12 protein-coding genes are annotated in these 15,318 nt (G+C 45.8%); 7 read left to right on the forward strand and 5 right to left on the reverse strand.

Annotated features, from left to right (window positions below; all coding sequences use genetic code 11):
* Positions 1 to 17: 17 nt before the first annotated feature.
* Complete coding sequence (locus tag ACU70B_RS06870; RefSeq protein ID WP_447185606.1) at positions 18 to 1,088, reverse strand: pyridoxal-phosphate-dependent aminotransferase family protein; 1,071 nt, start codon at positions 1,086 to 1,088, stop codon at positions 18 to 20.
* Between the two features lie 253 nt (positions 1,089 to 1,341).
* Here ACU70B_RS06870 and ACU70B_RS06875 point away from each other — a divergent pair, with 253 nt between their 5' ends.
* Positions 1,342 to 1,629 (forward strand): putative Se/S carrier protein, encoded by a 288-nt coding sequence (locus ACU70B_RS06875; protein WP_447185607.1) that lies wholly within the window; start codon positions 1,342 to 1,344, stop codon positions 1,627 to 1,629.
* A 104-nt stretch (positions 1,630 to 1,733) separates the two neighbouring features.
* A complete protein-coding gene (locus tag ACU70B_RS06880; RefSeq protein WP_447185608.1) occupies positions 1,734 to 3,815 on the forward strand; it encodes an ATP-dependent DNA helicase in 2,082 nt (693 codons plus the stop codon).
* Between the two features lie 481 nt (positions 3,816 to 4,296).
* Here the strand turns inward: ACU70B_RS06880 and ACU70B_RS06885 are convergent, their stop codons facing one another.
* Positions 4,297 to 4,668: a TIGR04086 family membrane protein gene (locus ACU70B_RS06885; RefSeq protein ID WP_447185609.1), complete on the reverse strand. Its 372-nt coding sequence runs from the start codon at positions 4,666 to 4,668 to the stop codon at positions 4,297 to 4,299.
* Positions 4,669 to 4,835: 167 nt separating this feature from the next.
* Between ACU70B_RS06885 and ACU70B_RS06890 the strand changes: the two genes are divergently transcribed.
* Positions 4,836 to 5,549: a ZIP family metal transporter gene (locus ACU70B_RS06890; RefSeq protein ID WP_447185610.1), complete on the forward strand. Its 714-nt coding sequence runs from the start codon at positions 4,836 to 4,838 to the stop codon at positions 5,547 to 5,549.
* 151 nt (positions 5,550 to 5,700) lie between these two features.
* Here ACU70B_RS06890 and ACU70B_RS06895 read toward each other — a convergent pair whose 3' ends face one another.
* The 3 genes from ACU70B_RS06895 to ACU70B_RS06905 form a co-directional block, all read right to left on the reverse strand.
* Positions 5,701 to 6,135 (reverse strand): hypothetical protein, encoded by a 435-nt coding sequence (locus tag ACU70B_RS06895; protein ID WP_447185611.1) that lies wholly within the window; start codon positions 6,133 to 6,135, stop codon positions 5,701 to 5,703.
* Between the two features lies 1 nt (position 6,136).
* Positions 6,137 to 6,316 carry a DUF4367 domain-containing protein gene (locus ACU70B_RS06900; RefSeq protein ID WP_447185612.1) on the reverse strand — a complete coding sequence of 60 codons (180 nt, stop codon included), beginning with the start codon at positions 6,314 to 6,316 and terminating at the stop codon, positions 6,137 to 6,139.
* Position 6,317: 1 nt separating this feature from the next.
* A protein-coding gene (locus ACU70B_RS06905) for an IS3 family transposase (protein WP_447185613.1) occupies positions 6,318 to 7,849 on the reverse strand; the annotation gives its coding sequence in 2 pieces (ribosomal slippage) (positions 6,318 to 6,925 and positions 6,925 to 7,849; 1,533 coding nt in all).
* Between the two features lie 36 nt (positions 7,850 to 7,885).
* On the opposite strand from ACU70B_RS06905, the gene ACU70B_RS06910 reads away from it, so the two are divergent.
* From ACU70B_RS06910 to ACU70B_RS06925, 4 genes are all read left to right on the forward strand, one after another.
* The gene (locus tag ACU70B_RS06910) at positions 7,886 to 8,488 is read left to right on the forward strand and encodes an Ig-like domain-containing protein (protein WP_447185614.1); all 603 of its coding nucleotides are present in this window, start codon (positions 7,886 to 7,888) and stop codon (positions 8,486 to 8,488) included.
* A 66-nt stretch (positions 8,489 to 8,554) separates the two neighbouring features.
* Positions 8,555 to 13,948, forward strand: coding sequence for an RHS repeat-associated core domain-containing protein (locus tag ACU70B_RS06915; protein WP_447185615.1), 5,394 nt, complete (start codon positions 8,555 to 8,557; stop codon positions 13,946 to 13,948).
* Positions 13,949 to 13,965: 17 nt separating this feature from the next.
* Positions 13,966 to 14,238: a hypothetical protein gene (locus ACU70B_RS06920; protein ID WP_447185616.1), complete on the forward strand. Its 273-nt coding sequence runs from the start codon at positions 13,966 to 13,968 to the stop codon at positions 14,236 to 14,238.
* Positions 14,239 to 14,728: 490 nt separating this feature from the next.
* Positions 14,729 to 15,235, forward strand: a complete 507-nt coding sequence (locus ACU70B_RS06925; RefSeq protein WP_447185617.1) for a hypothetical protein — start codon at positions 14,729 to 14,731, stop codon at positions 15,233 to 15,235.
* Positions 15,236 to 15,318 lie beyond the last annotated feature (83 nt).

Below are 15,318 nucleotides of genomic sequence, written 5' to 3' on the forward strand. Positions count from 1 at the left end.
CATCAACTAAAAATATATTACAGCTTGAGTATGTCATTAATATTTGCTATAAGGTCTTTGACCTCATCCAGGGTGCAATCTGCCATATGGGCGATGCGGAAGGTTTTGTCCTTAAGTTTACCATAACCGTTGGATATCTGATACCCCCTGATCCCCAGTTCCCGGTTTAAGGCGGATACATCAATGTTGCGGGAGTTTTTAACGGTGGTCAGGGTGTTGGAAAGGTAACGCCCGTCAGCAAACAGTTCAAAATAATTTTGCGCCCATGCCCTGACATATTGAGCCATTTCGATGTGACGGGCAAAACGCTCATCCAAACCCTCGGCCAGTATGCAATCCAACTGGTAGTCCAGGGCAAACATGTGGGACAGCGAAGGTGTGGATGGATACTGATAATCCTTTTTCCGGATGTAGTCATATAATGACAATAAATCCAGATAGTAGCCCCGGCAGGGTACCTGCTGAGCCCGTTCGACAGCTTTCCTGGAAAAAGTGCAGACCGCCATTCCTGGTGGCAGCCCCAGAGCCTTCTGGGTGGAGGTTATACATATGTCAATTCCCAGATCATCGACCTCTATTTTAGAACCACCGGCAGAGCTGACTGCATCAACGCAGAATACCATATCAGGATAATTCCTTACTGCTTCAGCAATAGCTTGCAGCGGGTTCATAAGCCCGGTGGAGGTTTCATTATGAGTAATGGCAATAAGGTCATACTTGCCGGTAGAGAGTACTTCCTCTATCATTTCCGGAGTAGTGGGAGAGCCCCATTCCGACTCAAAAAGGTCGGCGGGAACATTATTGCCGGCCGCCATCTCATACCATCTTGTCCCAAATGCACCTACGGAAAATACCGCGGCCCTTTTCAGGGTGCAGGAACGTATGGCTCCCTCCATGAGTCCGCTGCCGGAACTGGTGGAGAGCAGAACAGCTTCCCGGGTATAGAATAATTGCTGCAGTTTGTGACTGATTCTTTTTTGTAATTCCGAAGCATCTTTGCTCCGGTGACCAATCATAGCAGCGGCCATTTTTTCAAGGACATCTGCTTTCACCTCTACCGGTCCGGGAATAAATAATTTTTTATGCACGGTTCCAACCTCCAGACACCTTTTCTGAACAATTCGATATATATTTAAACATTTTATCAGCAAAAAGGTTAGTTTTACAGTCCCGCTGCAAAAATATTGAACCAAAGGCCAGGCAATTCATGATGGAAGTATAACAAAAAATTATAGATAATCAAGTGCGGCCTTATGATATAATATAAAAGGTCCAGGGTTTTATTGCAATCGATTTGCTAAAGATCAGGCTTGATTGAAACCATCGGGGGAGTTGAAGACATTGGCAACAGAACTTTTTCATAGTGACAACTATTGCGTATTTACCTTTGCCGCTACCGCTCATGCTTTAAAGGCAGAAAAAATTTTAAAGAATATAGACGCTGATTTCCTGGTTATTCCTACCTTAAGGGAGATTTCCACCAGTTGCGGTTTGTCGGTAAAGCTTAGTCCGGACAACCTGAATCGCTATTTTCAAGACCTGGTGGAAAACCGGGTGGCGGTGGAAGGGGTTTACCGGATAGCCAAAGAGGGCAAAAAGAATCTGGTTACCAAAATCGACTTGTCATAGATAGAATCTGCACGGCTGCCAAAGGGCAGCTTTTTTTATGAACCGGGTTAAGTATATAATATACTTGGATTATGCCATTATGGAGTAATGAGGATGATAGTCGTATGGAGAGCTTCAGCCCCGGGCGGATAGCAGAGTATTTTGCTCCTCACGGCCGGATGGCCCAACTGATTCCCGGATACAGGTACCGTGAGGAACAAGTTCGATTGGCGGAGAGTATCGCCGCCAACTTTTTGAATCAGGAATTTCTGGTTTCCGAAGCCGGTACCGGGGTAGGCAAGACCTATGCCTATCTGGTCCCGGCGGTTCTATGGGCGCTGGAAAAGAAGGAAAGGGTGGTTATATCCACCCGTACCCGGGCTCTGCAGCAGCAGTTGACCGAAAAAGATCTGCCGGATATAAAAAAGGTGCTTGACTGCGAATTTATTGCAGTTGAAGCCAAGGGCCGGGAAAATTATCTTTGCTGGAACAAATACATGCGCATCCTGGCCGGCAGGAGAAAGTTTGAACCGGGAGAGGAACGCTTTATTGAGGCCATTTTGCGCTGGGCCGAGGCTACCAGGAGCGGTGACCGCAAAGAACTGGATTTGGACAGCTCGTTGATGAGCAAATGGGGAATAGTTGCAGCCGACCGTAAATCCTGTTTGCGGGATAATTGTCCTTACCATGATAGATGTTTCCGCCTGAAGATGCTGAAAAGTCTGGAAAAGGCCGACTTGATCATTACCAATCATGCTCTGCTGCTTTCCGACATGCTGGTGGAAAACAGCATTTTACCTTCCTATAGCTATTTAATAGTGGATGAAGCGCATACTTTCGAACGTTTGGCTTTTGATCATCTCTCCCTGCGTTTTTCCTTCCCGGAAATAAGCGAAACCATGCAGCTTTTACATATTCGGGAAAAAGGTTATGAGCGGGGCTATTTACAGTTATTAAAGGGAAAATACCCGCATTTACAAGCGCTTTGTACTGAAACCGCCGCCATACTGGGGCGTGGTCTGACGATCCTCAAAGATTTATTTACGGCTTTAAGCCAGGGCATGGTGGCCCAGGACTACAACTATGCCCGGGTAATCCAGTGGCAGGATCATGACACTACATGGCTGAATCAGGCCGTCGACCTGCACCGGGAATGGCAGGAGAGCACTAAACTGCTATACGCAAAACTCACTGCGATCAAAGAGGAAATACAAGAACCCGAGGAAAACAATGAATTGGAAATGCTTATGCAGACTATCTCTGAATACGCCGGCACTGCGGCCATAATCATGGGAGAAAATCTGGAGCAGGAAGATAAAATCACCTGGCTGGAATATGAAAAAGGCCGGGCGGCAGCAATGGCATCTTCATCACTGGATGCCGGCAGCATCCTTAACGAGCGGCTTTATCATAAACTGGAGAGCCTGGTTATGGTATCGGCAACCCTGGCTATTGAAGAGCGTTTCGATTATTTCCTGACCCGAACCGGGCTGACTCCCCTGATGGCTGATGACCGGGTCAACACTCTGCTGCAGCAGTCTCCGTTTGATTATGAAAAACAGGCGCGCTTGCTCATTATAAATGATATCCCCGAGCCCTCAGAAACAGGGTTTGCTGAAACCGTAGCCGGGGTTCTGGAAACCCTGTTTCTGACCATGGGGGGGCAGGTGCTGGTTTTATTTACAGCCCGCAGCCAGCTCAAGGAAGTAACAGCCTTGCTTCGACCTGACTGTGACCTGAATGGGGTCAAGCTGCTGGTGCAGTATGAGGATGGCGAGTTTAATCACTTGATAGATGAGTTCATACATAGCTCTAATGCTGTACTTATGGGGGTAGAGACCTTTTGGGAGGGAATCGATTTAAAGGGAGAAGTACTTAAATGCGTGGTCATCGTCAGGCTGCCTTTCCGGCCTCCCTCGGACCCTTATTCTACTGCTGCCGACCGTTCCTGCCGTTTGGAAAACAAAAACAGTTTCCAGCATTTTATGCTGCCAGACGCTACCGTGCGTTTTAAACAGGGGATCGGAAGGCTGATTCGCAGCGAAGAGGATCGGGGTCTGGTGGTGGTGCTTGATTCCCGCCTGGAGAAGAAAGCTTACGGCAAGGTATTTAAAAACAGTATACCTATTAAAAACACTAATTTATTGGTCAGGAAGCAATTACCCGCTTATATGAAGCTTCTTCCGGCTAAGCCGGCTGATTCCTGAAATTATACCACTCGCTTATAATGTTGCCGTTTTGTTTATCCCCTTTTCAACCTGTCACCTGAATGATAAACATAAGCCGATCTTTTTTGTTGATACTGCATACACAATGTAACCTTTTTTCTATCCCCTACATAAAATACAGTGAAATCTAATTTCCGATGAAGGGGGGATACTGATGCGGGTTTATTATCTCAGAATCCCTGGCTTTTTGAGAAACATCTTGGCGAAGATTATAAAGTAGTTGTAGGAGAGAGGAAGCCGCTGTTGTCAGCAAGCCGATTACAGTAACCCCTCCGGAATGGATGGCTGGATTATCCAGCAGGAGGTTGTGCCATGCCCAATCTGCGAGTTATACTAGGTTGTTTGTTTCTGCTTGGTGGATTGGCATTGTGGTGTCTGAGTTTGCTTTGCAAGTAAATACAACAGTAAACAAGCCGGGGAAGGCTTACTTTCCCGGCCTGATATCGACCCCCAACTGCTGCTAAATGGCTTTATCACTGAGACCGATTCCCAGTATGCCTCCCAATCCGCCTGCGGCCAGGCATAACACCAGATTATAGAGGAAGGTTTTTAAGCCAATCAGGGAAGAGTTAAGGGCAAATGTGGCAATAAGCATTAAAATAAAGAAGGTTAACCCCATAGTTATTCCGCGTACCAGCCCCTTACTGCCATAAGATTTGCTGACATAGCACCCGCACCAGAATATACCTGCGGCCAGAATCAAGTTACCCAGGGTGGGCATGATGGTTTCCTCCAGTCCGGTGAAATATATCACTGGAGCCGACAGCAGGCAGAGAACCAGCGATACCAGCAAACCCTTGCCCAAGCCTTTTAATTCTATTGGCAGCTTCATATAAACACCTCCCTTTCTGCAGATTATGAAAGGTGTCCTGGAATTATGCCTGTTATGATAAATAAGTGAATTAGAAAAGAAGTTTATAAGATAAGATTATTTAATAACCTAAAATTCTTTTGCCCTTCATAGACTTAACACAACAGGATAGTGTTGGAGGGCGAGGTATGGGTTTACATCAGGTTTTAGGCATTAGTGTGGCTGCCGGGGCATGTACTGCTCTGGGGGCAATAATGCTTTTTATTAAGAGGTACTGGGACAACAGCAGTCTGGCGGTTTTTTTAGGTCTGGCTTCCGGGGTGATGGCAGCCGTAGTGCTATTTGACATGCTGCCCTCGGCCCTGGTTTTCGGCGGCTGGTTCAAAGCTGTGGTTGGGGTGCTGCTGGGTCTGCTTATCCTGGCTATTTGTGACCGGCAGTTGTTCGACCGCTCGGCTGCCCGCAATTCGCTGGCGGCTCTGGGGTATATGATTATGCTGGGCATAGCCATGCACGACCTTCCCGAGGGGATGGCCATTGCCCTGGGGGGCGAAATGAAAGACCGTACCGGAATGGTTATAGCGCTGGGTATCGGGATACATAATGTCCCCGAGGGAATGGCTATTGCCGCGCCTTTGCTCATGGCCGGCGTAAAACAGCTTCGCATCCTGGGTCAGATTCTGCTGGTGGGACTGATCACCCCTCTGGGTACGGTTATCGGTTTACTGGCGGTAACATTTCTGCCCCGGCTTCTGCCTCTTCTGCTCGGTTTATCTTCCGGGATCATGATTTACCTGGTGCTTTTCCAGCTTTGGCCCCAGGCCCGGGCGAAAGGCCGCCGCAGCCGCTGGTGGGGGTTCTGGCTGGGGATGATCATAATCCTGGCCGCTACTTATATATGATAGAATCCTACTCTCCATAACCAAAACAAAGCAATGAGCCGGAGTTATGTATTGCCTCTCATTGCTTTAATAGACATTTATTCGGTTTTCGCTTTATATCATTGAACCGCCATCATGGCTGACATACTGAAGTTGCCATCCATTCCCCACTTTAATTTGCAACTTTAGGAGAGGAAGCAACAATTTTAGTTTCTGATCCTCCGTCATCTTCAACATAAAATTCAACATAGCTTCGGTATTGGGTTCCGGATGTTCCATAATAATAGCAGTCATAAACATAGGTACCGGTATTGTAAAGATAATCGTTTTTCACCGGGGTATCAATGGTCTGCCAGGAGCCATTTTTTAAGATTTGAATTTTCAGGGTTTTAATTCCTAATTTATCAACTGTTCTTGTCGCTCCCAACTGGTTTTGTACTAAAATTTTTCCGTTTCCTTGCGGGGTTATTTCTGCCCTTACAGAGCGAATATATTCACTGGCTTGAGGAAAATGAGGATAATCCGTGTTGGCATAAACGGCCAGGGGAGAAACCAGCATATGTAGCATACCGGCCAAAATTATCAAAAATATATTCTTTTTAAGCATATCATGTACCTCCATTCATAGAACCTATAATCTTTTTCATTTCATCTGCCGAAACATCACCGGTAACATTGTATATAATATTGGCGTTGACCCATACGGCTTGCATCTGGTCCAGGTTTTGAAAGATGTAATGTGGGATGTTGTTTTTATCGTAAGGAGGTGCGGACGTTTTTTTGGACACCTTAGGCGGCCAAACCAAGGCTTCGCCTATATTCCAACGGACTCATCGCACCCAAAGAAAGTTTGATCCTCTTCTCATTATACCAGACCAAATATTCGTCAAGGATATCCATGAATTCCTCTATGCTGACCCCTGTCCATGATCTATTGTAGAACATCTCGTTCTTGAGCCTGCCGAAGAATCCCTCACAAGCTGCGTTGTCGGGCGAGCAGCCCTTCTTTGACATCGAGCGTTGAAGACCCGCTTTTTCCATTCGTGATATCCACCCAGGCCAACGATAATGGCCGCCCCGATCTGAATGCACCAGCGGATGTTCACCTTCTTTCAGGGTTTCTGTCGCGCGGTCAAGCATGCTGTTGACCAAATCGGCATCAGGGCTAGTCCCTATAGACCAGCTTGGCAGCAACCCATCAAAACAATCCACAATTGGGGAAAGATATACTTTCTCAGCAGGGATAGCGAATTCCGTTATGTCCGTGAGCCATTTGACTTTCGGCCCATCCGCATGGAAATTGCGCTCGATTAAGTTGTCTGCGCCCGGAGTCTTCTCGCCTTGGTACGAACTGTATTTCCGCCTCCTTTTTTGGAAAACAACAAGCTCGGATTCCCCATTATACGTCGCACAACCTTTTCGGAAACGCGTGTTTCTTCTCGCGCAAGCAAAGCATGGATTCGTCGGTAGCCATATCGTCCACCGTTCTCCCCAAACAACTCTATGATACGGCGCCTCAGTTCTTCGTATTTGCCTGGAATTGACGCGAGCTTTCGATGGTAAAAGTAACTGCTGCGTGGCATTCCTAGACATGCAAGCACTTCCTTCAACGGATACTCATTTCTCAGGGCGTCGGCCAGAATCGCCTTCTCTTTGTTTGTTAGGTTCTTCGGATCGACGCCCGGATCTTTTTTTATAATCTCTGCTGTCCCTTCCAAAATGGCCTTTTCAAGCTTCAGTCCTTTAATCTGACGTTTCAGCGATTCGATTTCGGATAAAAGGGCATCCTTGTTATCGGGGAGCGGTTTGTCCTCTGCCTCAGGCATCGTTATGCTATCCTCCTTGCCGAGCAGATCGTTTTTCCAGTTGTATAGTGCCTCTCGGGTGACGCCATATTCCCTGGCGATTTCTTTAGCATTGCCGGTTCTGGTGCATAGTGCAATTACGGCTTCTTTCTTCTGCTCTTGAGTGCATTGTACACCTCCAACACGCTTTTTGCGACTTCCTGGTGCCAACTCATCACACCATAATCTGAGTGCCTCCTTAGAGGGGTACCCCAGTAATATTACCGTCCTTGATAAATTGCGACCATGCTCAAAATAGTGTTCTACAGCAGCTATCTTCTGCTCTAGTGAATATTTCGAGCATCGTGAATATCGATCCCACAAGATCCCAGTCTCTTGTTCTTTTAGATATGCTTTATACCATCTCGGCAATAATCCACGGCTTGGATAGCCAAGTTCATGAATTACAGCAGCTATACTTTTATCATACTTGATGTATAGCTCAATTGCCTTCATGCGCTCTTCTCTTGAATACATACGGACACCCTCCTGTCTCTATCAGGGTCCAAGATTTTGTCCGCACCTCCTGCCACCAACAAGAACGTAACCTGGAGTTCCAACAATACTGCCGTAGCCACTGTAAATAACGGGGTAGTTACCCCGGTTTCGGCTGGAACAGCAGTCATAACGGTAACCACGGAAGACGGCAATTTTACCGATACCTGCACTGTTACAGTCACCCCTAATCCTCCTCCGAGAATAGTTAAAGCGACAGTAAACGGAACAGTATTATCTATCGAATACTCTGATCCGCTGGATACCTCTTCCGTGCCGGATACCAGCAGTTACGTGGTCAAGATAAACCAGAGCAGCACCGCACCCACTGCAGTAGCTATCAATAATAAGACTGTTGTATTGTCTCTATCTACATCTATACAGACTGGAGACACAGTGACACTGACCTATACCCCAGGGACTAATCCCGTTAAAAATACCAACGGAGCTAACGCGGAAGCTCTGAGCAATCAAGCAGTAACCAACAAAAACGGAGATAAACATACTTACCAGTACGGACCGGGTAACAAGATAGTAAATGTGACCACTGCTTCTGGAAAGACATACAGCTTTGAGTATGACAGTAACGGCAACCTTGTTCATATGTGGCAAAACCCTTAATCATTCATGAATGTAGGGCGCGGAGGTATACAAAAAGGTCGAAAAATTCAGGGAGGAAGAGGAAAAATGAGAAGGAATAAATGGATCGCCGTGCTGCTTTGTTTAACCATGATGGTAGGCATGATATATGCCTATCCAGGTCAGGTTGAAGCCGATGAGGAAACAAGCCCTCCCGTTCAATCAAGTGTGCCCGATACGACCAGTCAGAATATTGATCAAGGCAAAAGCATCACGAATGACCAGGTGGAAGGTTCTAATAGCGCCCAGTCGACTGGGGGAACCAACATCGAGGAAAGCACGGTGAGCAATTATGTATATAGCAACGAGGAAAATCCTGAGCCTCTGATAACCGTAGGCCGTTTTCAGGTTTTAGGTATGGTCGGTGAAGTAGTATACCACGAAGAGACTATATCAAATATAGAACAGAACGCCCCGATGGGACTAAGGGCTGCCAGCGCATCTTCAGGCAGCAGTTCTCTTTTAAACCTCTTAGAGTCTGGTGCATCAAGCGCTCAGGCACCTGATAAGGGTAAAATACAGGGCTTTGTTAATGGACTGGCCGGAAAACGCCCCGGTACGCAAAGCGATAAGCCCTTTTTGGCAGACCGCAGTGGAGTATCCGAGAGCATTGATCCCCAATCCGGTACTCTCTACCTGAGCTATGATGACCTTACCTTACCTGGCCGCGATGGCTTTGATCTGAGTCTAGGCAGGTATTTTACAACCTCCCAGACCATACTGGGACAGAAAAAAGTAATCCTCAATCTGGAAACCGCAGAGTTGGAGACAGCGGCAGGAACAACAGTATATTACGCCATATTGGCCTACAATGATAACACGACCAAAACCTATGGACCCTTTGCCGATAGCCGATCAGCAAACCTTACCGCAGCGGGCTATGCCGATGACACCGGCTGTACCGGATATTTAGTTGCGGCCGGAACCGCTCAGGGTGGCGAGTACTGCCATACTATGAGCGTTACCAGCTATCTTGATGCTGATAACGTAAACTACTTGAGATCACGGTATGATCTGGGTACTGGCTGGTCATTCGCTTTCCCCTCCGTCGAAAAACAAACCGACTCCGACAATGATAAAACCTATCTTACCTATTTTGACGGAGACGGAGCAGCATTCGAAGTGCAGTCACTTGACAACCCGGTTTACGGCAACCTAAAGGATTATCAGGGCAAAGACGTTATCTTCGGTGAAGTAGGAAAGCTTAATAAGAGCTACAGCAATGGACAATTGACTGCTGCTTATGTGTTTATCGACTGCGACCAAAATGAAACCTATTTTGCTGATGATGGAAGACTATTAGGAATGAAGGACCGCTGCGGCAATGAAATAAAGTTTGATCATGTCAGTCGTACTATAAATGGAACCGCCTATCCCTTTATCAGCCATATCTACGACTCAGTTGGTAGAACTGTGACCTTCGATTACAGCAATGAAAATGAAATAAGCGTCACCGTCACTGATCCCAATAATGCGGCAAAAAATCTAACCCTGAAATACAAAAAGGACTATATTACCTATACATATACCCACAGGGACTCCGCCAGCGGATCCTTAACCCAGCAAACCCGGCAGGAACCCCGGCTTGTAGAATATATAGATCCGATGAACAACAGCGATAAATTCGCCTATACTGCGGCTAACGTAAAATTTGATTACGGTAGCCAGTCTTTTGCCAGTGGCGACAATAAGCCACAGGACACTATGCTTTTACTGAACAAAGTAGAATATCCCGAAAGCAATACTTACTACAGCTACGCCTCGAAGCTACGGCTGTTGATGAGCCCGTCTGGACGCAGTGAAGACTATGTGGTTTCCGAACGCTACGATACCAACAAGACTAGCCTGGGTGAAAGCGCCCATATGAACCGGGAAACCTTCATAATCAACGGTGACCACACCAATCAATACTACTTCCAGCCTACCAAAACCTATATCAACACCATAAAAAACTATGCCAGCGATAAGCAGACAGAAGGCTTGACCACTCAGAACACCTTTGATCAGACCGGCCGGCAACTGGAGAGCTGTGCCACAGACGGAGTTAAGACGACCTACGTCTATTATAAAGATTTTGACTCCCGCTTCAAAATGAAGCCCCAGACCATAACTACAGTAGATTACGATACCGATTCCAGTGAAACTGCCACTAGCAATACAACCAGAGCCTTCAATGACTGGGGCGGAGTAACTCAGGAAACCAAAGATGGTTTAAACACTATCTACAGCTATACTGACACCAATAACAAATTCATGGTTACGCAGAAACAATACACTCAAAGCAGCAGCGTTACGCTGAGTGAGACCTGGACCTATAATGGTGACGGCAGAATCCTTACCCATACCGACTCAAAAGGTGAGTCTACCACGTATAGTTATACGCCTGATTCAACCAATAGTCATAAGATTACTGCCATGACTGTAACCAAACCGTTAGAGACCGGTCAGGCTCGGAGCACCATCACTTATGGAAGCAATAGCTGTTACGCTTATCCAACTGAGATAAGCACAACTTACACTGATGAAAATGGCAGTACCCAGAATTCAATCATTAGCAAGAGCTATGACATGCTTCATGGTTTGGCGGTATCCTCGACCGATCCCTTGAACCAATCAACTTATTATACCTATGACAATCTGGGAAGGGTCATTAGTATCAGACTTCCCGATGCCGATAACTCTGAGGTTTATCAGAAAGTGAGCTACACCCCCGGTGTTACCAGTACGCTGTTTAATGATACCAACACTGGCCTTTTGACCACCAGGATCGAATCGTATATCCTTTATAAGGACAAAACCACCGGTGCCGAGCACCAGTATCAAAAAGTGCAGGATTATTTTAACGCCTATGGCCAGCTTGTACTAAAATGCCGGTATGATGAAACAACCTCAGCCTGGCAGCAGGTCATTCAAAACTACTATGACAATGAAGGCCGCTGTATTAAAGCCACCGACGCTCTGAACAATACCGATCAATGCCAGTATGACAATTGGGACAATCCGGTCAAATACATAGATTCATTGGCACATATTAATGTAACTGAATATTATCCGGGAGCCAGAAAACAGGTTAATTACTTTATAGCCAGTGAAGGGGCTGATCCCGAGCATAAGGTAGAAACAGATTATGACTCTTTCGGCCGGGTAATAAAGGAAATAGCTCTTCCCTCCGGCAACAACGAAACCTATCAATACGACCTGATGGGCAATCTGACCAGTTATACCGACCCTGAACAGAAAACCACCACATTGGCTTATGACCAGTTAAATCGACTGATCAAAGTAACCGACGCTAAAAACCAGGCCACTGATTATACATATAGCAAGTTAGGATTACTGAATACTATTACCCAGAGTGACGCTGGCAATACTTTCATTACCTCCTATGATTACAATGAAATGGGCTTATTAAAGCAAAGGAAGGATCCCGGGAATGCCATCGACACCATGGTCCATAACGCCAAAGGACAAGTAACAGGTTTTACCGATCCCGGTAACCATAGCTTCACCTATACATATGACAGTTGGGGCAGAATGATAACCCAAGGATGTATTGGAGATAAAACCTATACTTACGGCTATGACAATAAACCATGGGGAGCCGTTTCAATTACATCTTCCAATGGCGACAGCATAAACTATGCCTATGACCAATACGGAAGGTTAACATCCCAAACCGAAAACGGTCTGGCCCAGAGTGCCGCCTACACTTATGATCAACTGGACAGGATCACCAGTATCACCGACCCCAATAACAACCAGACCGGCTACCAATATACCGGAACCAGGTTAAATCAGGTTACCTTCGGCAGCAGCAGCGTAAGCTACGAATACTATGCCGACGGGCAAAACAAATCCGTCACTCTGACGGGCGGGGTAAAAACCAGTCGTGAATATGATGAATTCAACCGGCTTACGAAGGTAGTCAATGCAAAAGACTCCACCGTTCTTTCCCAATTCGAGTACACTTATGATAAAGACGGCAATATGAAAACCAGCCGGAGTACCTACGGAGACACAACCTACAATGAGACTTATGACTACGACGAATTAAACCGGCTGATCAAGACTACCAGAGATGACGGAACCACTTCTGAATACCAATACGACGCCCGTGGCAACCGGAGCACAGTGACCGGAACAGTGCCGGATCTGCCGACCGATATATCCTTTACCTATAATCCCTGGAACCAGCTTACAAGCACTACTGTGGGAACGTCTCAAACCACTTATCAGTACAATCCGCAGGGATTGCGCAGCAAAAAAATAACCGCCGGTGGAACCACCAGATATGTTTACGACACATCCGGCAGGATAATCGCCGAAGTAGACGGCAGTAATAACCTGATTGCCAGTTACATATGGGGACCGGGAGAGCTAATCGCTAAAAAGGACGTAGCAGGCAATCTTTATTACTATCTCTACAACGGTCATGGTGATGTAGTGCAGATAGTTGACACCAGTGGTAACATTGTCAACCGTTACCGGTATGATGAATGGGGAAATATCCTGAATCAAAGCGAAACTGTACAAAATGAATTCAAATACGCCGGACAAAGCTATGATACAGAAAGCGGTCTTTACTATTTAAGGGCCAGGTATTATGATCCAAGAGCAGGAAGGTTTGTATCGAAGGATAGTGTTGAAGGGGAGATTACAAATCCGCTAAGTTTGAATCTTTATACATATGTGCAGAATAATCCGATAAACTATGTGGATCCGAGCGGGCATGTCTCTATCGGATTACGGGATACAGTTAGTCAATGGGGCGGCAGCATAAGTTGGAACGATAAAACTAGAACCGCAACCGCAACCGTAAATGGGAAGACCCAAACTTTCAATATCAACAACTACACTGTCAGTAATGGACGCATCATGATTGATTCGTCCCAGTTTGCAAAGACCTTTGGAGTAAGTCAATTCGGGGTTGAGGCCAGAAGAACTATTAATCAAACAACCACATATCTAAGTTCGGACAAAGCCAAAACCGCATATGTCCAAACAGCGGTAGCAGTTGGCACATCTCATCTTGGACAAATTATCCAAGGCGGAAGGGCTGCATATACGGGTATAAAGGCAGCGAGGGCAGCTACTATTGCAACTCCTTATGAAAGCGTAGTAGCTCAGGGAACAACACAAGCGGCCTTGAGAGTGCGGCAGGAAGTCGCCAATGGTGGTAAAGTGTTTAGGGCTGGTGAATTTGGTCGGTCAGGAGCCTCGGAAGGACAGTTTTGGGCACCTGAAAGCCCGTTCAATCCTGGTTATGCCGGTAGATACGGTGTTGATTTCAGCAAAGTGGATTTCGTAATTGGGGGAAGCGTTAAAGAAGGAGCACCATTTGTGACTAGGGCTGCTCCGGGGTTGGGTGCAAATCAGGGTGGTGCTATTGAAGTTGTGACAAATCCGTATTCAGTCATGTTAGACTTCTTCCATATGCCATAGGAATAGGAGGGATTTTCTTGAGCTGGAATTTCAATGATCTAAATCAAATGAAGCAGTTTGCGACTGCATTATCTGATCACTTACGTCAATTAGGGGAGCCAGATTTGGCGGATGAGGTTGGAAAATTTGACCGAAACACATTTACTACAACCACTGAGTATTTGGGCGAGTTTAGGATTGTTCTTCGCCAGGTGTTGTTATTAAAGACCTTGCTTTCGCCAGATAAATATAGGACAGGCGTTGTGCAGGCAATTGACGCCATTGACAAGGCGTTTTCACCTAGAAGATAGCCAATTCGTTGCGAAATACAAATAGCAAGTTTGTTCAGTTAGCCAGCGTCAGGCAAAGGGGACGGAGCGACCGAGCAAGGCCGCGACATAAAGCGGGTTGGAATACGCATAGTCACAACAACCGGCCTATAAGAGGTGGACTTTCATGGAAACTGCAGAACACTACATATATAAAAAAGAGGTTGACTGGTAATTGTTACATGAAGGTCTTACGTTACCTGTTGAAAACCAGGTAGTATTTGGTCGGAGTATGGGCAAGTACTTGCACAGAGGTGAATCGAAAAACATAATATTGTATCTGGATGGAAAAAGCTATAGAGCCTAGATAACAAATGTAAACTTTGATCCAAAACATAATCGTAAGAAGGATACACTGCAAATCAGGTATTCTCCTAATAGTGAACTCTCCAATGCATTAAAGACGTATTTTTTCAAGAGCTATCAATTTATTTCTGAGAAAAGGAAAATCCGGGAACCTGGTAACAGAACTATGATTCGTTTGCCGGATGATTACAAAGAGTACCTGGCAATTTATACGACGGAGTATGAAGATACATATTTACTTGAAGCGATTGTAGCCGCCGATATTTATGTTCTGAAAAATATTGTTCAGAACCAGTCAGAACGCCTATTTGAAGAAAATTTTAATTATGATGTGGCTGAACAGGGATCTACATTATTTGGGACAGAGCGAATAGTAAAGATCCGCAAGCTTAATAAGAAGATTGGTGATAATTTAAAATTGCTGTATGACTACCGGTGCCAAATATGTGGCAAGAGCATTGGCGAAAAATATGATTCGCAGGTTGTAGAGGCGCACCATATCGACTATTTCGTACACAGCCTTAATAACGATTCCAATAACCAACTTATTGTATGTCCGAACCATCATAGCATTATTCATGATGTAAACCCGGTGTTTGATAGAAAGCGCCTGATTTATATATATCCCAATGGGATAAAAGAAGGCTTGGTTTTAAATCAGCATATAGGATAAGGAATTGGCCCGATTTCTGGTGATACCATGGCACTAAAGCCACAGAAAAGACTTGCTATCTGACCTGCACAGAGTGATGTATG

The sequence above is a fragment of the Syntrophomonas curvata genome, assembly GCF_052976825.1.

Coding starts and splice junctions, on each gene's coding strand:
- ACU70B_RS06880 (WP_447185608.1), top strand. CDS start 1,734: ATGGAGAGCTTCAGCCCCGGGCGGATAGCAGAGTATTTTGCTCCTCAC.
- ACU70B_RS06885 (WP_447185609.1), bottom strand. CDS start 4,668: ATGAAGCTGCCAATAGAATTAAAAGGCTTGGGCAAGGGTTTGCTGGTA.
- ACU70B_RS06890 (WP_447185610.1), top strand. CDS start 4,836: ATGGGTTTACATCAGGTTTTAGGCATTAGTGTGGCTGCCGGGGCATGT.
- ACU70B_RS06895 (WP_447185611.1), bottom strand. CDS start 6,135: ATGCTTAAAAAGAATATATTTTTGATAATTTTGGCCGGTATGCTACAT.
- ACU70B_RS06915 (WP_447185615.1), top strand. CDS start 8,555: ATGAGAAGGAATAAATGGATCGCCGTGCTGCTTTGTTTAACCATGATG.
- ACU70B_RS06925 (WP_447185617.1), top strand. CDS start 14,729: ATGATTCGTTTGCCGGATGATTACAAAGAGTACCTGGCAATTTATACG.